The 19,975-nt window shown below is 66.4% G+C and carries 20 protein-coding genes and 3 tRNA genes; 5 read left to right on the top strand and 18 right to left on the bottom strand.

What is annotated here, in order from left to right; all coding sequences use genetic code 11:
* Positions 1 to 2: 2 nt before the first annotated feature.
* From A5686_RS25710 to A5686_RS25660, 11 genes are all read right to left on the bottom strand, one after another.
* Positions 3 to 1,928 (bottom strand): galactan 5-O-arabinofuranosyltransferase, encoded by a 1,926-nt coding sequence (locus tag A5686_RS25710; protein ID WP_067940327.1) that lies wholly within the window; start codon positions 1,926 to 1,928, stop codon positions 3 to 5.
* A gap of 2 nt (positions 1,929 to 1,930) precedes the next feature.
* Entirely contained in the window at positions 1,931 to 2,695 is a 765-nt protein-coding gene (locus tag A5686_RS25705) for a decaprenylphospho-beta-D-erythro-pentofuranosid-2-ulose 2-reductase (RefSeq protein ID WP_067940323.1), read from the bottom strand.
* Entirely contained in the window at positions 2,696 to 4,087 is a 1,392-nt protein-coding gene (locus A5686_RS25700) for an FAD-binding oxidoreductase (RefSeq protein ID WP_067940320.1), read from the bottom strand.
* A gap of 32 nt (positions 4,088 to 4,119) precedes the next feature.
* Positions 4,120 to 4,554: a GtrA family protein gene (locus A5686_RS25695; RefSeq protein ID WP_067940317.1), complete on the bottom strand. Its 435-nt coding sequence runs from the start codon at positions 4,552 to 4,554 to the stop codon at positions 4,120 to 4,122.
* 43 nt (positions 4,555 to 4,597) lie between these two features.
* Entirely contained in the window at positions 4,598 to 5,077 is a 480-nt protein-coding gene (locus A5686_RS25690) for a GreA/GreB family elongation factor (protein WP_067940491.1), read from the bottom strand.
* Between the two features lie 202 nt (positions 5,078 to 5,279).
* Positions 5,280 to 6,167 (bottom strand): TauD/TfdA family dioxygenase, encoded by an 888-nt coding sequence (locus A5686_RS25685; protein ID WP_067940314.1) that lies wholly within the window; start codon positions 6,165 to 6,167, stop codon positions 5,280 to 5,282.
* A gap of 70 nt (positions 6,168 to 6,237) precedes the next feature.
* Entirely contained in the window at positions 6,238 to 7,068 is an 831-nt protein-coding gene (locus tag A5686_RS25680) for an ABC transporter permease (RefSeq protein ID WP_067940310.1), read from the bottom strand.
* Complete coding sequence (locus A5686_RS25675; RefSeq protein WP_067940308.1) at positions 7,065 to 8,039, bottom strand: glycosyltransferase; 975 nt, start codon at positions 8,037 to 8,039, stop codon at positions 7,065 to 7,067. The genes A5686_RS25680 and A5686_RS25675 overlap by 4 nt, the downstream gene beginning before the upstream one ends.
* Positions 8,032 to 8,880 (bottom strand): ABC transporter ATP-binding protein, encoded by an 849-nt coding sequence (locus A5686_RS25670; protein WP_067940306.1) that lies wholly within the window; start codon positions 8,878 to 8,880, stop codon positions 8,032 to 8,034. The genes A5686_RS25675 and A5686_RS25670 overlap by 8 nt, the downstream gene beginning before the upstream one ends.
* Before the next feature lie 15 nt (positions 8,881 to 8,895).
* Entirely contained in the window at positions 8,896 to 9,348 is a 453-nt protein-coding gene (locus A5686_RS25665; protein ID WP_231986485.1) for a bacterial proteasome activator family protein, read from the bottom strand.
* A gap of 78 nt (positions 9,349 to 9,426) precedes the next feature.
* The gene (locus A5686_RS25660) at positions 9,427 to 11,400 is read right to left on the bottom strand and encodes a DUF6541 family protein (protein ID WP_067940302.1); all 1,974 of its coding nucleotides are present in this window, start codon (positions 11,398 to 11,400) and stop codon (positions 9,427 to 9,429) included.
* Positions 11,401 to 11,517: 117 nt separating this feature from the next.
* On the opposite strand from A5686_RS25660, the gene A5686_RS25655 reads away from it, so the two are divergent.
* Complete coding sequence (locus A5686_RS25655) at positions 11,518 to 12,714, top strand: cysteine desulfurase-like protein (protein WP_067940300.1); 1,197 nt, start codon at positions 11,518 to 11,520, stop codon at positions 12,712 to 12,714.
* Positions 12,715 to 12,762: 48 nt separating this feature from the next.
* On the opposite strand, the gene A5686_RS25650 is transcribed toward A5686_RS25655, so the two are convergent.
* Positions 12,763 to 13,734: an NAD(P)H-quinone oxidoreductase gene (locus A5686_RS25650; protein ID WP_067940488.1), complete on the bottom strand. Its 972-nt coding sequence runs from the start codon at positions 13,732 to 13,734 to the stop codon at positions 12,763 to 12,765.
* 37 nt (positions 13,735 to 13,771) lie between these two features.
* Here A5686_RS25650 and A5686_RS25645 point away from each other — a divergent pair.
* A tRNA-Ser gene (locus tag A5686_RS25645) sits at positions 13,772 to 13,858 on the top strand.
* A gap of 6 nt (positions 13,859 to 13,864) precedes the next feature.
* On the opposite strand, the gene A5686_RS25640 is transcribed toward A5686_RS25645, so the two are convergent.
* The 4 genes from A5686_RS25640 to A5686_RS25625 are packed head-to-tail and all read right to left on the bottom strand — an operon-like array spanning position 13,865 to position 17,342.
* On the bottom strand, positions 13,865 to 14,983 hold the full coding sequence (locus A5686_RS25640; RefSeq protein WP_067940298.1) for a hypothetical protein: 1,119 nt from the start codon (positions 14,981 to 14,983) through the stop codon (positions 13,865 to 13,867).
* Positions 14,984 to 15,020: 37 nt separating this feature from the next.
* A complete protein-coding gene (locus A5686_RS25635) occupies positions 15,021 to 15,209 on the bottom strand; it encodes a hypothetical protein (RefSeq protein ID WP_067940295.1) in 189 nt (62 codons plus the stop codon).
* A 29-nt stretch (positions 15,210 to 15,238) separates the two neighbouring features.
* On the bottom strand, positions 15,239 to 16,492 hold the full coding sequence (lipE, locus tag A5686_RS25630; protein ID WP_067940292.1) for a lipase LipE: 1,254 nt from the start codon (positions 16,490 to 16,492) through the stop codon (positions 15,239 to 15,241).
* Positions 16,493 to 16,517: 25 nt separating this feature from the next.
* Entirely contained in the window at positions 16,518 to 17,342 is an 825-nt protein-coding gene (locus A5686_RS25625; RefSeq protein WP_067940291.1) for a crotonase/enoyl-CoA hydratase family protein, read from the bottom strand.
* Positions 17,343 to 17,365: 23 nt separating this feature from the next.
* On the opposite strand from A5686_RS25625, the gene A5686_RS25620 reads away from it, so the two are divergent.
* A complete protein-coding gene (locus A5686_RS25620; protein WP_067940288.1) occupies positions 17,366 to 17,950 on the top strand; it encodes a TIGR03086 family metal-binding protein in 585 nt (194 codons plus the stop codon).
* Between the two features lie 91 nt (positions 17,951 to 18,041).
* Here the strand turns inward: A5686_RS25620 and A5686_RS25615 are convergent, their stop codons facing one another.
* Positions 18,042 to 18,506 (bottom strand): DUF4334 domain-containing protein, encoded by a 465-nt coding sequence (locus A5686_RS25615; RefSeq protein WP_067940285.1) that lies wholly within the window; start codon positions 18,504 to 18,506, stop codon positions 18,042 to 18,044.
* Between the two features lie 9 nt (positions 18,507 to 18,515).
* A complete protein-coding gene (hisC, locus tag A5686_RS25610) occupies positions 18,516 to 19,583 on the bottom strand; it encodes a histidinol-phosphate transaminase (RefSeq protein ID WP_067940282.1) in 1,068 nt (355 codons plus the stop codon).
* Positions 19,584 to 19,665: 82 nt separating this feature from the next.
* Between hisC and A5686_RS25605 the strand changes: the two genes are divergently transcribed.
* Positions 19,666 to 19,757, top strand: a tRNA-Ser gene (locus A5686_RS25605).
* 29 nt (positions 19,758 to 19,786) lie between these two features.
* Positions 19,787 to 19,859, top strand: a tRNA-Arg gene (locus tag A5686_RS25600).
* Positions 19,860 to 19,975: the final 116 nt, after the last annotated feature.

The raw sequence follows: 19,975 nt of genomic DNA, 5'->3' as shown, positions 1-19,975 counted from the left end.
AGTTACGCCCCCGCCTTGCGGATGGCCAGCACAAATGGGCCGATGCTTTGGACGACGAAACGCGGGTTGTCGAACAGGGCTCCGCGCAGATCGACGGTGTAGCGCCGGACGTTGGGCTGGTTGGGGTAAACGTCCTCGGCCAGTCGCAGCGTGTAGTTGCCTCCCGCACCGCGGCGCATCACGAAAACCGTCGGCGGCGGCCAGGGGCAGGTGTCCAGGGCATGGATGAAATCGTCGGCGGTCCTGAGGCCGGACCACTTGTTGATCTGCGCGGCGCGCAGGTCGAACTGTGCGAGCGGGTTGGCGTAGTGCGAGGTCAGGCCCTGGAAACCCCAGTAGGGGTAGAAGGACAGGAAGCTGTAGTCGGCCGTCATCACGACGGTCTGATCGCGCGGCTTGCCGGTCACCTGCGTGATCGCGTGGTCGATTGTGGCGTAGAACTTTTCGGCGCTGGGCGGCCGGCGGTCCCCGCGCTGCCCGTTACCGTCGGTGTCGGTGTAGGCGATGGTGAGGTCGGGCCGCAGCACGTCGGGGATGTCCTGGCTGAACGCGATCGCGGCGGCCAGGCCGATGGCGCCGGCCACGGGGGCGACGGCCCGGCCCCAGCTGCGGTCGCGGCCCGCGGCGGCGAGCGCCCGCGCGAGTTCGAGGAAGCCGAACGCGCCGGAGGCGACCAGCAGCACGCTCAATGTCGGCTGCAGCCGAAACGACAACAGGGTGGTGCGCGCCAGCGTTGTCAGCATCGACAGCAGGGACCATAGATAGATGGCCAGCACGCCGATGGCCAGGGCGCCGGCCCGCACCGAGGAACGGGCCCGCAGCACCAGCCACAGGGTGCCGATCAGGCAGACGACGCCCAGCAGCGTGAACTGCAGCATCGGGAACGTCAACTCGGCGCCGTCGGCCGGCAGGTAGTGCATGGCGCTGCCGGAGTTGCTGATCGGGCTGTGCACGGCCCGCACGACGAACGGTAACCAGGTCGTGCACGCGATCGCGACGGCGATGCCGGCGATGACGGCCACGCGCCGCAGTGGATCGAGCGCGGCCTTGACTCCGCCGCCGCTTTTGCGGTTCCGCTGCCAGCGCGCGCCGGCCAGCCACAACGCCATCAACCCGACGGTGAACGCGCTGAACCCGAACAGCAGCGTGTACCAGGTGGCCGTCCAGCCGAGAAATAGCCCGGCGGCGATCACCGCGCCCCAGCCGGCACGGCCGGGCGCGTCGGGCCGGTCGCCGGCGCGAAGACCCGACCAGGTCAGCACCAGTATCGGCGGCAACAACACGGTGATCATCGCCGAGTAGGGCTCGGGCGAGCCGTAGGCCAGCGTCACCGCCGCGGTCGCGGTCGTGACGATCAGCGCGTATTCGAACCGGACCATGCGCCACCACAGCACCAGCGCGATCGCCACGGCGATCGTGATCGAGGTGATGGCCCACGGCTTGAAGATTTCCCACGCCGGTGTCCCGCCGAGCGCCGCGACGCGGCCGCCGATCCAGAACCAGCCCGGCGGGTAATACGGCGGGAGGCCGAGATAGGTCATGTCGCGCAGGGCGGGGCTATCCGCGAGGCGGGTCACGTATTCGGTGCGGAACTGCTGATCGACTGAGATGCCGAACAGATACAGCTTGGTCGCCCCCAGCGGCATGCCCAGCGTCACGACGGTGAACGCGGACACGAAGATCAGGCCGGCCAGTCGGGTCGCAAACCGGGTGCGGGCACGGGTGCAGCGCCGCCACACCACGCCGACGGCGACCAGGCCGGCCAGGCAGCCGACCTGCCCGACGGTGGTGAGTGCGTGCAGTTGATTAGAGGACGGAAACGCCGGCCATTGGACCCCGGCGATGGCGATCAGCGATACCACCGCGACCGCAACCGCGACCAGCACCGCCCCAGCCATCTGGCCGAAGGTGGCCAGTGCGTTACGCATTATCAGATGGGAAGCTTGCGGAAGATGGGACGCGGGATGTGTCGCAACACCATCATCACATAGCGGAATGCTGCTGGTGCCCAAACCAATTCCTTACCTTTGGCGGCCGCAGTCACCGCGAGGTTGGCGACGTATTCTTTGTCGACGGTCAGCGGCGCTTCCTTGACATGCGCGCTCATCCGAGTACGAACCTGACCGGGTCGGATGACCAGGACGCGAACCCCATACTCGCGCAACGCTTCTCCCAGTCCCAGGTAGAATCCGTCCAATCCGGCCTTGGTGGAGCCGTAAACGAAGTTGGACCGCCGCACCCTTTCGCCGGCGGCCGAGCTCATCGCGATGATCTGGCCGAAGCCCTGGGCGCGCATCTTCTCGCCCAGCAGAACTCCCACCGAAACCGCTGCGGTGTAATTGATCTCAGCGGCCAGCACCGCCTTGTGCTGGTTCTGCCACAGCTCTTCGGCGTCCCCTAGGATGCCGAACGCGACAATCGCGACGTCGACGTCACCGTCGGCGAAGGCCGCCTCGATCATCTTGGGGTGGGTGTCGTGATCGGTGGCTTCGAAATCGATCAACTCGACCGAGCGCGCGCCGGCAGCCTGCATCTGCGCCACCGCGGCATCGCGGCCGGGGTCACCGGGCATGGCGGCCAATACAATCCGCGCGTGGCAGTTCTGCAGGTATCGCTCGCAGATTGCCAGGCCGATCTCGGAGGTACCGCCGAGCAGCAGGATGGTCTGCGGATTCCCTACGGCATCGAGAACCATTTAAAGCAGCTCCAAACGTCGGGCCATGTCGGAGGCGAAGACCCGCAAGGGGTCGGCCTTGCGGCGCACCGCGATCCATTCGTCGATGCGTGGATACATGGCGTGGAAGGTTTCGGCGCTCACGCGAGAATCTTTGGCGGTGTATACCCGTCCACCGAATTCAAGCACCCGCCTGTCGAGTTCGTTGAGGAACTCGTTGATCCCCGGCTTGTTGGGGAAGTCCATGGCAACGTTCCAGCCCGCCATCGGGAAACTCAGCGGCGCGCGGTTGCCCGGGCCGAAGAGCTTGAAGACGTTCAGCGCCGAGTAGTGACCGCTGGTCTGGATCCAGCGGATGATGGCCTTGAATTCGTCCATCGCGTCGGGCGGGACGAGGAACTGGTGTTGCGCGAAACCCCTTGGGCCGTAGGCATTATTCCAGCCGCTGACCAAGTCGAGCATGTGATAGAACTGCGACAGATTCTGGATCTTGCCGCTGTAGGTCCCCCCCAGCCGGTAATACACTTCGCCGATCGCCATGAACGACAGCTTGTTCATCGCACTGACCGGGAACACGTCCGGCACCGTCAACAGCTGCGGCGCGTCGAATTTCAGCGGGTTTTTGGCCAGCTTCTTCGGCAGCTGATCGAGCTTGGCCAGACTGCCGCGGCTGACCGCGGCCCGGCCCAGCTTCGGCGGCGGGCTGATCAGGTCGAACCAGGCGCTGGAGTATGTGTAGTTGGCTTCGCTGCCGTCGAGGTGCACGGCGACCGTTTCATCGAGGTTCTTGGTGGCAACGCCGTCGGCGATGAAGTAGGCCGTCTCCGTGGGCGTCATCGCGATGCTGGCGCGCAGCACGATCCCGGTCAGCCCATTGCCGCCGACGGTTGCCCAGAACAGCTCGGCATCGTCGCCGTCGGGGGTGATGGTGCGCACGGTGCCGTCGGCCATGAGGAGATCCATCGACCTGACGTGGTTGCCGAAGCTGCCCGCGCTGTGGTGGTTCTTGCCGTGGATGTCGCAGGCGATCGCGCCACCGACGGTGACCTGGCGGGTGCCGGGCAACACCGGAACCCAGAGCCCGAACGGCAGCGCCGCCTTCATCAACTGGTCCAGGCTGACGCCGGCGTCGACGTCGACCAGCCGGGTGTCGGCGTTGATCGAGTGAATGCGGTCCAGCCAGGTCATGTCGATGACCAGGCCGCCGCCGTTTTGCGCGTTGTCGCCGTAGGAACGGCCCAGCCCCCGGGCGATCACGCCGCGGCTCTTGGGATCGCCCGAGTCGGCCACCCGGGCTACCGCCTTCGCGATCACCTCCGGATCGCGGGTAGAGAGCACCTGGGCCACCGACGGTGCGGTGCGCCCGAAGCCCATCAGCTGGGCGCGCTTGGTCAGGGGATCGGTGCTCGACATCGTCAAAGAGGGTACCGCTTGCCTCGGGCGGCTCAGCGGATGCGGAAGATTACGGCTCGCTGTACCACGAAGTTGATCACCGTCGCAGTGCCCTGCGCGATCACGAATGCGACGAGCGGCGCCCAGCCCCGGTAGTGCAGTAACGCCAGACATAGGTGATTGAGCCCGACCTGGACGGCGAACGTGATCGCGTAGAGAACCATGACTGCGACGAACCGGGCGGTGCTGGGGGTCGCCTGGAAGGTCCAGCGGCGGTTGATCAGGTAGGCCGTGATGGTGCCGACGATGAAACTGGTGGCCTTGGACAGGTCGACCTGTACGCCCAGCACCTTCCACAGCAGCAGGTACAGCCCGAAGTCCACGATTCCCGCCATGCCCCCGGTGACGACGAATCGGAGGACCTGCGTCGTCAGGCTCAAGTCCAGTCGCGCGTCTTCAGGCGCGGCATCGGGTACCGGGGCAACCATCGAGGGGAGTCTAACGGGGCCGTTGGGGCCTCCCGGGCGAGCGTCAGCGGGGCAGCTTGACCGAGATCAGCTCGACCTGGTTCTCGCCCTGCGGCGTCGAGTAAGTCACCTTGTCACCGGGCTTCCGGCCGGCCAGGGCCTGGGCCAGGGGGCTGCGCGCGGTCAGCGTCTCGGCTTCTTGGCCGACGGGGGTCTCCTCGATGATGGAGATCACCCGCATGGTGACGACTTCACCATCGGCGAATCGCAGGGTCACCTCGGTGCCGCCGGGCAGCGTTTCGGACGCGTCGGCGTCCGTGGGCCCGGTCCGCAAGCGCCGGTCCAATTCGCTGATCCGGTCGGTGAGCACCACCAGTTCCTCCGCCCGCTGGATCGCCTCGGCCGCGTCGCCGTGGTCGCCCACCATGCCGCGGTCGTTCTTGACCTCGGCCTCGAGGCGCTCACGGCGTTGCCGTAGCCGGTCCAGCTCCGCTTCGAGATTGTTCCGCGCGGCGTCCGCTGCCGTTGGCGCCTTTTTGCTCACGTCGGTGGACCTTTCGCCCAGTTTGCTCGGATGGCGTATCAGTGTCGCACCACGAGGAGGTAGCCGCCACCATATTCGGCAAGCGCCTCCGCTCGTTTCCGAACCGGTATCTCCCAGGTCCTCGCTGGGACGAATCGCCCGCCGGATGATTCGGTCACGCCAGGTCAACGAGCGCGCCGCACGCTCCGCATCGTCGCGGCCGTCAGTCCGCCGCGCGGTGTGTCGGCGCACGCATCGCGTCGAGCCCGTCCACGCTCGTCGCGGCGATCGTGCTTCGCACCATGTAGCGCGGCTCTGTGGCCGGCCATGGCCGGCCGCGGTGCATGACCGCGCGGTTGTCCCACATCACCACATCACCGGCGCGCCACGAGTGCAGATAGCTTGCACCGGGAGCGGTTGCCGCTCGGGTCAGCTCGTCAAGCAACTCTTGGGCCGCGTCCCGCTCCATGCCCTCGATCGCGTAGGTGTGCGAGGCCATGTACAACGCCTTGCGACCATTGACGGGGTTCTTCCACACCAGGCGCCAACATTGCGGCGGAAGTGCGGCGCGCTCCGCCGGGCCGACCAGATCGGGCGCGATCTTGCCGCGCGAAAAGGCGTATTCATGCCAGGCGAACGAATCCTCCAGCCGCCGCTGCAATGCCGGATCGAGGCGCTCGAACGCAAGTCTGGTGGAGACGTATTCGGTCTCACCGCCCCGCGATGGAACGATGCGCGACGACAGCACCGAAGCGAGCGCCGGCACCCGCTTGAACGAACTGTCGGTGTGCCACAGCTGGTTCGCCTTGTTCTCCAGGGCGAGCCGGTCATCTTCCGGCACTACGTGGCCCTTCTCGTCGAGGGTCGCCAAGATCACGAGGTTGGTGCCCTGGCCCTGCGACTTCGCCTTGGTGACTTCGAGCGGCCCGAAGCGGCGCGAGAAGGCGAGCTGCGCCTCATCGGTGACGTCCTGGTCATGAAAGACCAGAACCGAGTGCTCCTCGAACGCCGCGCGCACCGTCATGTACGTGGCGTCGGACGACGCGACGTCTCCGATGGTGACCCCGCGCAATTCCGCGGCAAAGCCTGGGCCCAACGGCACGATTTCCATCGGCGCCCTCCATCCGACGTTTGAGCACGACTGTCCACCCAAAACGAGCCCCCGGCAAGCACGGACGGCCCTAGACCCAGTAAGGCACCCGGGCGCGGTACTGGCGCATTGCGAAGGCGGCCAGCAGCCAGCCGACCGCCGTCAGCACCAGCACCACGGCCCAGTGCCGCAGCTCCTGGTGCGACCCCAGCAGTGGCGCGCGCACGATGTCGAGATAGTGCAGCAGCGGGTTGAGTTCGACGATCTTCGACCAGCGCCCCGCACCTTGCTGTCGCAGCGTGTCGTCGTTCCAGATGATCGGCGTCATGAAGAACAGCAATTGCACCACCGAAAAGAGCAACGGTCCGATGTCGCGGTAGCGGGTCGCCAGGATGCCGAAACACAGCGACACCCAGATGCAGTTGAGCACGATCAGTGCCAGCGCCGGGATCACCGAAAGGTCGGCCCACGACCACGGTTTGGGATAGATCATCGCGATGACGACGTAGATGACGATGTTGTGCGCGAACAGGATCATCTGCCGCCACACCAGCCGGTAGACGTGCACACTCAGCGGCGTCGGCAGTTGCTTGATCAGGCCCTCGTTCGCGACGAAGACGTCGGCGCCCTCCAGGATGGCGGCGTTGATCAGGTTCCAGATGATCAGTCCCAGCGTCACATAGGGTAGATGCAGCGACAGCTCGAGATGAAAAAGCTTGGAGTACAACCCTCCCATCGCGACGGCGGTGGTTCCGGTCGCGATCGTGATCCAGAACGGTCCCAGCACCGAGCGACGGTAGCGCTGCTTGATGTCCTGCCAACCCAGGTGCAGCCAGAGTTCGTGGCGGCGGAAGCCGTCGACGAGGTCGCCTCGGGCGCGGGTAAGGCTGCGCGACTGTGCCGCCGCGTCAACGAACGTCATGTGCGCCGCTCCTGTCCGTCGCTTCGCTTCGCGCGTGTCTTTGGCGGGTCCGCCTCCTCGCGCCTGCCGAACCGTTCACGACTGCCCAAGCGCCGCAGCCGAATCCATTCCATCAGGCCGGGCGGGTCGCGACGGGTCACCAGGAAGAACCAACCGAACCGCAGCCATTCCTGCATCAGCAGCTTGCGCAGGCCGGGCTGCGACAGCAGGTAGCCGCGGTTGCGGTAGGTGTAGAACCGCTTGGTGTGGTTGTCGGGATACTGGGCGTGCATGCGGCCACCCAGAATGGGCCGAAACTCATCCGACCCGCAAGGATGCAAGTAGATCGTGTCCAGGCAGGTCCCGAACGGCAGGCCGGACCGTACCAGCCTGCGGTGCATCTCCACCTCGTCGCCGCGGATGAACAGCCGCAGGTCCGGGACGCCCACCGCGTCCAGGGTGGCGGCCCGAAACAGCGCGCCGTTGAACAACGAGGCGATCCCGGGCAGCAGGTCCTGTCCCGCGTCGGTGCGCAATTCGCTTGCGCGCCTGCGCCATACCAAGCCGCGCCGCAGCGGGAACGCCAGCCGCTCCGGGTCGTCGGAGTTGCATACCATCGGAGACACCTCGGCGAGGCCGTGCTTTTCGGCGCATGCCAGCAGGGTGGCCAGAACGCTCGAGTCCTGCGGACGCCCGTCGTCGTCGGCCAGCCACACCCAATCGGCGCCCTGTGCCAGTGCGTGCAGCATGCCCAGCGCGAAACCCCCTGCGCCGCCCAGGTTTCGGCGTGACGCCAGGTAGGTGGTCGGGATCGGTTGGCCGGCAACCATTTCGCGGATCCGGCCGGAGCCCGGGCCGTCGCCGGCGAAATCGTTGTCCACCACGATGAGGTGATCGGGCAGCCGGGTCTGCGTGCTCAGCACATCGAGCGATTTGGCCAGCTCGTCAGGGCGCCGATGGGTGACGACGACCGCGAAGACGGTGTCACTCATCCCCGGATGCTCTTTGGGCAAGCGGTGTTTCGAGCCGGTTCGTCTGTTGGGTCTCCTCCAGCACCTCGCGGACGGTCCGGGCCGCGTCGTCCCCTTCGTACGCGCGCACCACGTCCTCGATGCCGCCGGCCATGCGGATGACGCCATGGTCGATCCACATCGCCGTCTTGCACAGGCGGGCCAGGAATTCGTTGGAGTGGCTGGCGAAAACCAGGATTCCGGAGCGCTCCACCAGGCTCTGCAGCCGCGACTGCGCCTTCTTCAAAAAGTCGGCATCCACCGCGCCGATGCCCTCATCGAGCAGCAGGATCTCGGGGTCGATGCTGGTGACGACGCCCATCGCCAGCCGGACGCGCATGCCGGTGGAATAGGTGCGCAGCGGCATGGACAGGTAGTCGCCCAGCTCGGTGAACTCGGCGATCTCGTCGACCTTGGCCAGCATCTGCTTTCGCGTCTGCCCCAGGAACAGGCCGCGAATGATGATGTTCTCGTAGCCGGAGATCTCGGGGTCCATGCCGACGCCCAGATCGAAGACCGGTGCGACCCGGCCGGTGACCGTGGCCCAACCCCGAGTGGGTTCGTAGATGCCCGAAAGTAGGCGCAGCAGAGTCGATTTGCCCGCGCCGTTGTGGCCCACCAGGCCGACCCGGTCGCCCAATTCGAGGGACATGGTGATGTCACGCAACGCTTCGACCACCACCACGTTGGAGCTGTTGCGTCCGATCGTGCCGCCGGCCTTGCCCAAGAAAGCCTTTTTCAACGAGCGCGACTTGGCGTCGAAGATGGGAAACTCCACCCACGCGTTGTGCGTCTCGATGTGAGGACCAGGATCCGGCGCCATTGGTGCTGCGTCTGCTTACAGGTACTGACCGTGCCCGGGTGCGCCGCCCGGCTTACCAACGCCGGAGGGAAGCGCGCCCTGACGCATCTTCTCCAGCTGCGCGCGAGCCGCCATCTGTTGCGCGAACAGCGCGGTCTGGATGCCGTGGAACAGCCCTTCCAGCCAGCCGACCAGCTGCGCTTGGGCGATGCGCAATTCGGCGTCGGACGGCGCGGCATCCTCGTTGAAGGGCAGGGTGAGGCGATCGAGCTCCTCACGCAGCTCCGGTGCCAAGCCCTCTTCCAGTTCCCGGATGCTGGTCGCGTGGATCTCGCGCAGCCGGTTACGGCTGGCCTCGTCCAGCGGTGCGGCGCGCACCTCCTCGAGCAGCTGCTTGATCATCGTCCCGATTCGCATCACCTTGGCCGGCTGCTCGACCAGGTCGGTCAGGGAACGCTCGTCGGCGTCCTCGTCGGTGATCGCCATCATTCGCGGGTCGACGCCTCCGATGATCTCGACGTCGTCGTCATCGTTGCGGGTACTCAATCCTTCACCATCCTTTGTGGACTATGGGTGTGGCGTCGTGCCGGTTCCGCGCCATTCATAAATTCGCGCACCGCCGTTGTCGTAGATCAACGCCCACGACTTCGACTTATCCAGTGACACTAGTCCTTCGGGTACGGCGAACCCCCGGACAGTCGGCGTGCTGGTGTAGATGTACCGGATATTGAGCGCTTTAATCGCTTCGAGGACCCGTGGATCGGATTCGCCTTTGCGGGCCGAGGTCCAGAAGATGTATCGGTTCGGCCCCGGCCCCATCTGTTGGGGGTAGTCGTAGTGAGTCCATAACGGATGTAGATCCGCGACGGCGTACATCCAGGCGGTGCCGTCGGTGTTGGCGTTGCCGATCAACGTCTCGTGCGCGCCCGGCAGCTTGGCCAGGTAGGCCATGGCCATCAGGTCGCGCTGGTCGATCATCACCGAGTCGTACTTGTCGCCGAATAACACCAGGTGCCGATACAGGTAGTGGCGACCGGTGAGCACGGTGGTCGCCACCAGCAGCACGGCGGTGGCCGAGACCCAAACCGGGGCAGGGAGTGGTTTGAAACGGCCGGTCACCCGCCTGGCGCCGGCCACAATGCCCACGACGATCGCGAACACCGCGACACCGGCCATCGGCTCGAGCAGCAAGGTGATGGCGGCCGAAATCCGGCGCGGATCTTTGTAGAAGAACTCGCCGAACATTCCGGCCACCGCACCGATCGGCCCACCCAGCGGGTTCCCGGCGTCGACGTCGACCACCACCAGCACCAGCCACAAGGCGAGCGGCCACCAGATCTTCTTGACCAGGAAAATGACCCCGCCGATGGCCGCCACCACGATCAGCCCGTACTGCACCGGGAAATCGTTGAGGTGGCGGGAGTGCTGGAAGACGGTGTCGAAGAGTCCCCGTTTCTTGCTGAGGTAGGTGAGAAAGGAATGCCCGGCGATGATGTCTTCCTGCCCCTGGACGCTGATGAACTGCGGCAACAGGATCAGTCCGGAGACCACCGCAACGCAGGCGAGGGCGAGTAAATCGGCCAGCCTGCCGCGTACCGGATGCCACACCGCATCCATGAGCCACCAGGCCACCAGGAACAACAACACGATCACCCCACCGGTGATGTGCACGGACATGACGCCCACCCAGGCCAGGACGGCCGCCGGGATGCGGTCGCGGTGTCGCAGCGTGGTGGTGATCAAGACGAAAGCCGGAATCGCGACGCCATAGGCCGCGAGGTTGGGCATCGCGGCGACGCCGAACTCGACATAGGGGACCGCCGTGAAAGACGCCGACAGCGCCGCGGCGGTGGCCGCCGCCCCGGCGCTACGCCACTGAGTGGTGTGCCGCCGCAGCAGATGCCAGGTCAGCATCGCCGCGCCGGTGGGGAACAGCCAGACCGATGCGGCGACCGACGTCAGTGTGTAGCCGGTGGTGGGCGCTGCCCCGGTCAGCTGGCAGAACACGGCGACCAGGGCGTGGAACACCGAAGGGTAGTACAGCGTCTTGTGGGTCTCGACGTTGCGCAGCTCGCCCATGTGCGTCGACGACGCCTGTCCGGTGTCCAAGATGAAGCGCACCTCGTTGGCATGCCAGACGGCGTCCCAGGTGCTCGGGATGGTCTGCCAATGGGCGGCGAGGCCGCGATAGGCGGCCCACATGACGAGCAGCGATCCCAACACCACACCCGCCCCCACCGTGATGGCGGGCCAGCGGGTGACCCCGCGAGCTTCGGCGTCGTGGTCGCGGAAGCGGGCCAGCAACAGCTGCAGGACTGTCATCAGCAGGCACACCACGACCAGCGCCGCCAGCGCGGTCCAGCCGTTCCACGGAATTCCGATGGCACCAAAGGGAATAATGGCGAGCGCTACTACGCCGAAGGTCAGCGCCGGGCCAACCGCGACAGCGACCGGCCATGACAACTGACTGATACGTGCGACTATCGCCCCGGGCGCTATCAGCAAGAACAATGCAATGAGCGTTCCGAACCAGAGCCCCACTCGACTAGTATGGCTGCCCGGGTGCCCAGGCTCGGGAGGCCACCAACTGGCCGGAACGTCTGTGGGACCCGCTACCGTCACAGTTTCGCGAAAAAGCGGAAGCCTAAGGTGGCCCACATGGCATATGACGTCGCCCGGGTGCGCGGACTGCATCCTTCGCTGGGTGACGGCTGGGTACACTTCGACGCCCCGAGCGGCATGCTGATTCCCGATTCCGTCGCGACCACGGTGTCGACGGCTTTCCGCAGGTCCGGACCCACCACGGTGGGGGCACACCCATCGGCGCAGCGCAGTGCCGCCGTTCTGGAGGCGGCGCGGGCGGCCGTGGCCGATCTGTTCAATGTCGACCCTGCGGGTGTCGTGCTGGGCGCCGATCGTGCGATCTTGTTGTCGGCACTGGCCGAGGCATCGTCGTCGCGGGCCGGCCTGGGCTACGAGGTGATCGTCAGCCGCCTGGACGACGAAGCCAACATCGCCCCGTGGTTGCGCGCGGCGCACCGCTACGGCGCCAAGGTCAAGTGGGCCGAGATCGACATCGAGACCGGTGAGCTGCCGACCTGGCAGTGGGAGGGCCTCATCGGGAAGTCAACCAGGCTGGTCGCCGTCGCCTCGGCCTCCGCGGCGCTGGGCACGGTCACCGACCTGCGGGCGATGACCAAGCTGGTGCACGACGTCGGTGGTCTGGCGGTGGTAGACCATTCCGCCGCCGCGCCCTACCGGCTGCTCGATGTCAAGGAAGCTGACGCCGACGTGGTGGCGGTGAACGCCGCGGCATGGGGCGGTCCACCGATCGGGGCGATCGTGTTCCGGGAGCCCGCGTTGCTCAACTCGTTCAGTTCCATCTCTCCGGACCCCAAGGCCATGGGTCCGGCCCGCCTCGAGATCGGTGCGCACCAATTCGGTCTGCTCGCCGGGGTGGTGGCCAGCATCGAGTACTTGGCGTCGCTCGACGAGTCCGCCCGCGGTAGTCGGCGCGAACGCCTGGCGGTATCGATGCAGTCCGCCACGTCGTACCTGAACCGGATCTACGACTACCTGATGGTGTCGTTGCGCTCGCTGCCATTGGTGATGGTGATCGGTCGTCCCGAGGTGCGGATCCCGGTGGTCAGTTTCGCGCTGAACGGCGTGCCCGCCGAGCGAGTTGTTCAGCGGTTGGCGGACAACGGGATTCTGGCCGTCACCAACGAAAGTTCGCGCGCGCTGGATGTGTTGGGCGTCAACGACGTTGGCGGCGCCGTCACGGTCGGCCTGGCGCACTACTCGACGACGGCCGAAGTCGACCAGTTGGTGCGCGCGCTGGCGTCCCTGGGTTAGCCCGGCCCCGTCATCGGCGTGCACTCTCACGCGACGGCCTGACCCTGGTCAGTCCACCGTCAGGACGACCTTTCCGGTCACCTTGCTCGATGCCAGCTGTTGATGTGCCTCGCCGGCCTGCTGGATGGGTAAACGGGCGCCGATGATCGGGCGGACGCGACCCTCGGCGATCATCGGCCACACCGACGCGATCACCGCCTGCACGATCTCCGTCTTGCTGTTGGGCCCGGTCACCGGGCGAGCTCGCAGCGTGGTGCCGATGACTCGCGCCCGCTTGCCCAGCAGCTTGCCGATGTTGAGTTCGCCCTTGATCCCGCCTTGCATGCCGATGATGACGAGTTGCCCGTCGGTGGCCAGGGCGTCGATGTTGCGGTCCAAGTACGAGGCGCCCATGATGTCGAGGATCACGTCGGCGCCGCCGGCCTCCTGCACGCGCGCGACGAAGTCCTCCTCGCGGTAGTTGATGGTGATCTCGGCGCCGAGCTCGCGGCAGAACTCCAGCTTCTTTGCCGACCCGGCGGTGACGGCGACGCGCACACCGAGCGCGCGGGCGATCTGGACGGCATGGCTGCCGATGCCGCTCGCCCCGCCGTGCAACAGCAGCAGCTGCCCCTTGCTGAGATGCGCGGTCAGCACCAGATTCGACCACACCGTGCAGGCCACCTCCGGCAGCCCGGCGGCCTCGACGAGGTCGACGCCAGAGGGAACCGGCATCACCTGCCCCGCGGGAACGGCAACGTATTCAGCGTAGCCGCCACCGGCAAGGAGCGCGCAAACCTTTTGCCCGACAGACCAATTCGTGACATCGGAGCCGACATCAGCGATGACGCCGGACACCTCCATGCCGATGATCTCGCTGGCACCCGGCGGCGGCGGATATTTCCCCGCGGCCTGCAACAGATCCGCGCGGTTCACCCCGGCGGCCACAACCTTGACCAGTACCTCGCCGGAGCCGGCGGAAACATCGGGTACTTCCCGCCAGGAAAGCTGATCGGCGGATTCGGCGACGATAGCGCGCATGGTGGCCACGCTACCGAGTCCGGCTACCCTAATCAGCGGTGGCGTGGCAGAGCGGCCTAATGCACTCGCCTTGAAAGCGAGAGACGGCTAACACCGTCCGGGGGTTCAAATCCCTCCGCCACCGCTCTGGTCAGCAGACACTCTGATGCAGCGTGGGCGCGTAGCGCAGCACCGCGCCCACGCCGTCGGCCGGGGAGATCCGCTCGTCGGTGCGTACCAGGGCAGCGCCGACGGAGATCGCCGAGAACGGCAGCGCCTCGTCGGCCCGAAGCGTCTTGGCGGGAGCGGCGCCCTGTTCGGACAGCACGTTCTCGTCAGGCGCGATCGTCGTCAAGCCCTCATCCGCGACCACGGTCGTGTCCCCGATGTCGCCGATGATCAAAGTCTCCACCGCGCCCTGACGCAGCGCCGAGCAGACCGGGCCGAGTCCTTCGGCCGCAAGCCCCGACTGCCGTCCGATCTCGGCGGTAAAGCGCTGCGCCGCATCGTCGATCGTGCGCAGCCGGCGCTTGACGAATTCGGCCTCGATGGCGTGTTCGATCTCACCGAAGTCATGGCCGCTGTGGCGTGCCCCGATCTCGAGTGCCACCGTGCGCTCCTGCAGTCGCTCCGGCAGCGCGGCGAGCAGATCGGAGCGCGAGCGCACCTCACCCACCACGAAGATCACCTCGATCACCTTGTCGTCGGCGAGCTCAGCGGCGCGGTCAGCGACGGCACGCACGTTTTTGCGCGCGGCCTCTTCCGTGCGCAACTGCGGGTCGCCGTAACCCGCGGTCTCGGCGCCGGCGGATTTATGCACGGGATGGCCACCGCCGTCGACGGTCTCGCTGCGCAGCGTGCCACCGATGTGGGTGGTGATGTCGGCACCGCTGTGGTCGACAATCACGAGCACATAGTCCGGATGATCGAAGCTCTGCTCGAGAATCGGTATCAGATAGGGCAATTCGGAGACACGGACGATGTCGGTGGCGGCCGGGCGCGCCAAGTGCTCGTTGATCACCACACCGTCCGCGCCGGCGATCACCGCGCGTCCGCTGCGACCGATCGGCGGACGCAGGTTCATGATGGCGTCCTCGATCTGGGCGATCACCGACGCCTCGGCGCGTGAGCGTTCCAACTCTTCCTTGACCGCCCGCCACTTCAGCTCGAGTTGAGCCTCTGCGTCGTGGGTGTCGTGTGAGTCGTCGAAATACACCGAAGCGAACGGCCCCGGTGCATCCAGCAGCTTGCGGAAGCGTTGCGAGTCCATGCTGTGTTGGTTGCCCCGCGAGCCGGGAGACAAACACCTAGCTTCGATCGCCTTCGCTGTCGTCGAAGAAGTGCCACTCGCCGTCGTGCTGGACTTCCATGCGCCAGCCGAGCTCGCTGTTGTCGGCCTTCTGGTCGACGAACCACGCGTGCGCGTCGCCGGCGCTTTCAATGTCTTTGGTCGCGACGACGTCGCCCTTGGGGTCGAGCACTCGATAGGTAGCCATGCATGGCAGTGTTCCCACTGCCGCCGTCGTCAACCGGTTGGGATTTCGGCGGTGATGGTGTCCAGCATGGCCGTGTACCGGCGGGCTTCGGGATCCCGTCCGGGTTTGCCGCTGCTCACCACGCCGGTCGACAGTCCGCGCGCGGGGTCGGCCCAGATCGCGATGTTGACCAGGCCCAGGTTGCCGAATGCGTGTGGCGCGTTGCGCCCGAACGGTCCCCATCTCTTGGTGCCGAGGATGTACCCGGTTCCCCAGCGGGCCGGCTGCAACCCGACAGCGAAATCGGGTCGTAGCCTTCGGCATTCGGTTACGGCGCGGTACATGGTCTCCGGACTTATCACCCGCACGCCGTCGAGTTCACCGCCGCGGCGCCAGATTTCGGCGAACCGGGACATCTCGTTGGCGGTCGACACCGTGTTGGACGACGGGATGATCGTGGTGAGGAACAGTGGGGTGTTGGTGATCGGAATCTGCTCGTGCACGGTTCCGCCGATCGCCTTGCGGAAGATCTGCGCTATCACCGGCGGCAACGGACGTCCCGTCGCGTGACTCGGGGCGACCAGGGGCAGGTCCTCCTTGACGACGCCGAAGTTCGTCCACCGGAAGCCGAGCGGGTCGAGGATATCGGAGGCCAGGATTTCGCGGATCTCCTTGCCGGTGGCGGCGTAGACGATCTCACGCACGAGCGGGCCCCAGGTGAGCGCGTGGTAGATGTGCACCAAACCCGGCCGGTAGAGGGGTCGCAGCTCGCTGAGCTTCTGCTGCGCGTACTCGTGGTCGTCCGCGCGCCTGACGTCCGGCTTGGGCCCGATGGGGAAGGGCAGTCCCGCGCTGTGCGTCATGACGTGCCGGATGGTGATGCGGTGCTTGCCGTGACTGGTGAACGTGGGGATGTAGTCGCACACCCGGTCGTCGAGTGAGAAGACGCCGCGCTCCACCAGCATGTGGATGACGGTCGCCGCCATCCCCTTGGCCGCCGAGTAAACGCAGAACGGGGTGTCGGGAGTGACGGGGATCTTCTCGGCGTCGGGCGGGTCGCTCGGGCCGTTGCCCCAGCCGTGGCCGATCGCGCGGTTGAGCACGACGCGGCCATGCCGGCGGATGCACAGTTGGATGGCGGGGTGGAAGCCGCCCTGGTACCAGTGCCGGGCGGCCGCCCAGATGCGGTCGACGGCGGCGCTGTCGATGTCGGTGTGGTCTTCGGCGCCGATCGCCGTCACGGAGTCCAGGTCTGCCGGGACGCGGATCCTGCCGTCGGGAGTCGCGGTGCGCGGCTGGTTCACCCCAGCGAGGGTACGTGGCGTCCGGTTATTCCCCGGTGAACTGCGGCGGGCGCTTCTCGAACGTCGCCGAGATGCCCTCGGTCAGGTCCTTCGACGGCAGGAAGGCCGCGTTCCAGGCCGCGACGTAGCGCAGGCTCTCCGAGACCGCCGCGATGCGCTGCTGGTCCAGAACGTCCTTGATGCCGTGCACGGTCAGCGGCGGGTTGGCGGCGATCTCCTCGGCGGTGGCGTGTGCCGCGGCCAGAGTGGCGTCGGCGTCGGCGTACACGTCGTTGACCAGACCGATCTTCTCGGCGCGCGCCGCATCGATGTCCCTGCCCGTCAGCGCCAGCTCGCGCAGGTGTCCGTCGGAAAGGATCAGCGGCAGGCGGGCCAGGCTGCCGACGTCGGCGACGATGGCCAGCTTCACCTCGCGCACCGAGAACTTGGCGTCGGCGCTGGCGTAGCGGATGTCCACCGCCGAGATCAGGTCGACGCCGCCGCCGATGCACCAGCCATGCACCGCGGCGATGGTGGGGGTCCGGCAGTCGGCGACCGCGCTGATCGCGCCCTGCATGCGCTTGACCTCGCGGTGGAACACCGCACGCGGGCCGGCCAGCGCGTCACCGGACAGCAGCGGGGTGAACGAACCGCCCATCGCCGGCACGTCCAGGCCGTAACTGAAATTCTTGCCCGAGCCGGTCAGCACGATGGCCCGCACCTCGGGGTCGGCGTCCAGCGCCGCGAACAACTCGGGCATCTCCGACCAGAAGGCCGGCCCCATCGCGTTGCCCTTGCCCGGTCCGATCAGCGTCACCTGGGCGACGTGGTCTTTCGTCTCGACGGTGACGGATTCGTATGCTTGCGCCATATCGAGACCGTAGCGTGGCGAATATGGCTCCTGACTTGCGACCCGGACCGCATTCCCCGCCGACCGACGAGCTGCACAGCGCCGAGGACACCTTAGGGGTACTCCAACGGGTGCTGCACACGATCGCCTCCGACGACCTGTCACGACGGACACCGTGCCCCGACTTCGACGTGTCGGATCTGACCGGGCACCTGCTGAACTCGATCTCGGCCCTCGGCGGCATGGTCGGCGCGCAGATTCCGGCGCGTCAGGAAGGCGATTCGGTGGAGCGACAGGTGGTCGCCGCCGCTCGGCCGGCCCTGGACGCCTGGCACCGCCATGGTCTGGACGGGTCAGTGCCGTTCGGCAAGGGCGAGATGCCCGCAAACAGCGCGTGCGGCATCCTGTCGATCGAATTCCTGGTCCACGCTTGGGATTACGCCGTGGCGGTGGGGCACGACATCGACGCCCCCGAGCCGCTGTCCGAATACGTGCTGGGGCTCGCGCGTCACATCATCAGGCCGGAGCTACGCGGACAAGCCGGATTTGACGACCCGGTCGACGTCCCCCCGGACGCCGGTGCGCTCGAGCAACTGGTCGCGTTCACCGGTCGCAACCCGGCGGGGTAGTTCGAGGCTGGTTGGCGAGTGTGCGGTTAGCCGCACACCGGAAGCCGAGCGTGCGTCCAGGCGCACGATCGACCGCGCGACGCCCTGGGAGCTACTGCTCCCGCTCCAGGTAGAAGCAGTAGTACTTGCCGTTATCGCGGACGCCCTTGCCGTTCATGATGCCCATCACGGCGTCGTCGTCGATCTTCTTGAAGTGATCGTGCACCGGCTGACCGTCGTAGACCATGGAGGCGGTGACCTCTCCGCGGAAATCCTCGAGCCACAGACTCGCCTCGCCCTTGCCCATCTCGACGTTGGAGAACTTGTTGCCGTCGGCGTCGAGGCAGACTAGTGGCTGCACGTCGCGCGCGGACTTGAAGGTCTTGCCGTACCAGCCTGCCTTTTCCAGTTGGCCGTTCATCTTGTGACCGGTCTGGAACTCGCCGCCCTTCCACTCGCCGAGCATCTCCTCGATCGTCGCGGGCGCAAGCTCGGCCCAGAATTCGTCGAGCTCGGAATCGGGGATATCACCGCTGCGCTGTTTGAACTCGGTGAACTTCTTGCGCGCGAGGTCCACGGCGGCTCCTTACGATTCGGTGCGGGCTATCCAATCGCGGGCGAAATGCAGCAGGGCGTCATTTTCGTCCGGCGCCCCAATGGTGACACGGACGCCTTCCGCCGCGAACGGCCGCACCACAAGGTGCGCTTCGGCGGCCTGCTCGGTGAAATCCATGGTGCGATCGCCTAGCGGAAGCCAGACGAAGTTGGCCTGCGACGGCGGCAGTTTGAATCCGGCGTCACGCAGCGCGGCACTGACGCGGGTGCGCTCGGCGACCAGCGCGTCGGTGCGGGCCATCAGCTCGTCGGAGGCCGCCAGCGACGCGATGGCGGCCGCTTGTCCGATGTTTGTCACGGCGAACGGCATGACCACTTTGTCCAGCGCGGTGATCAGGTCCGGGTGGCCGATCGCGTATCCGACGCGTAGCCCTGCCAACCCGTAGGCTTTTGAAAAGGTCCGCAGGACAACGACATTGCCGTGGGTCTGCGCCAGCTCCAAGCTGTTGGGCAGCATTCCGTCGCGGATGTATTCGACGTAGGCCTCGTCGATGGCGATCAGGACCCGCTCCGGCACCGCCGCGACGAATCGCGTCAGTGCGTCCGGGTCGACGACGGTGGACGTCGGATTGTTGGGGTTGCACACGAAAATGAGGCGGGTCCGCTCGGTGATCGCGGCGAGCATCGCGTCGAGGTCGTGTGTGTGGTCGGTCAACGGCACCTTGACGGTGGTCGCGCCGGACACCTGGATGATGGGCAGGTAGCACTCGAAGCTGCGCCAGCCGATCATCACCTCGTCGCCCGCGGCGGCGGTGATCTGAACGAGCTGCTGGCACAAGGTGACCGAACCGCTACCGACCGCGATGTGCTCGGGAGCGACACCGGCACCCAGGTGCGTGGCCAGCGCGGCCTTGAGGTCGACGCTCGCGCTGTCCGGGTAGCGGTTGACCACGGCAACCGCGCGCTCAATCGCCGCCCGCACGCTGGGCAGCGGGCCGTAGACGGTCTCGTTGCTGGCCAGCTTGATCGACCCGGGCACGTTCTTGCCGGGGACATAGACTGGCAGTCCGACCAGTTCGGTGCGCAGACGGGCGGTCACTTCGACAGCTTATGGCCAACGTGTACAGTATGGCCGGTTCCGCCTGACCGGAAAGGGGTCCGGTACCCTCAGAAAGTCCAAGGGAGGCGTGCCAGAGCGGCCGAATGGGGCTCACTGCTAATGAGTTGTCCCCCTCAAAGGGGACCGGAGGTTCAAATCCTCTCGCCTCCGCCACGGAACACGGAACGACAACTAGATAGCAGGCGCCCGTAGCTCAACGGATAGAGCATCTGACTACGGATCAGAAGGTTAGGGGTTCGAATCCCTTCGGGCGCGCTCTGTGATGAGTCGAGTCATAGGTGACAGATGAGTCGCGTCATGGGTTACAGATTCCCCGGCCATCGGCCGGGGTTTTTGTTTTGGTTGCGCCAGTAGTTTTTCTCCCCGTCGAT

Origin of the sequence: Mycobacterium sp. E2479 (genome assembly GCF_001667925.1) — a bacterium.
Classification (GTDB): domain Bacteria; phylum Actinomycetota; class Actinomycetes; order Mycobacteriales; family Mycobacteriaceae; genus Mycobacterium.
This window is presented reverse-complemented; position numbering and strand designations above follow the sequence as displayed.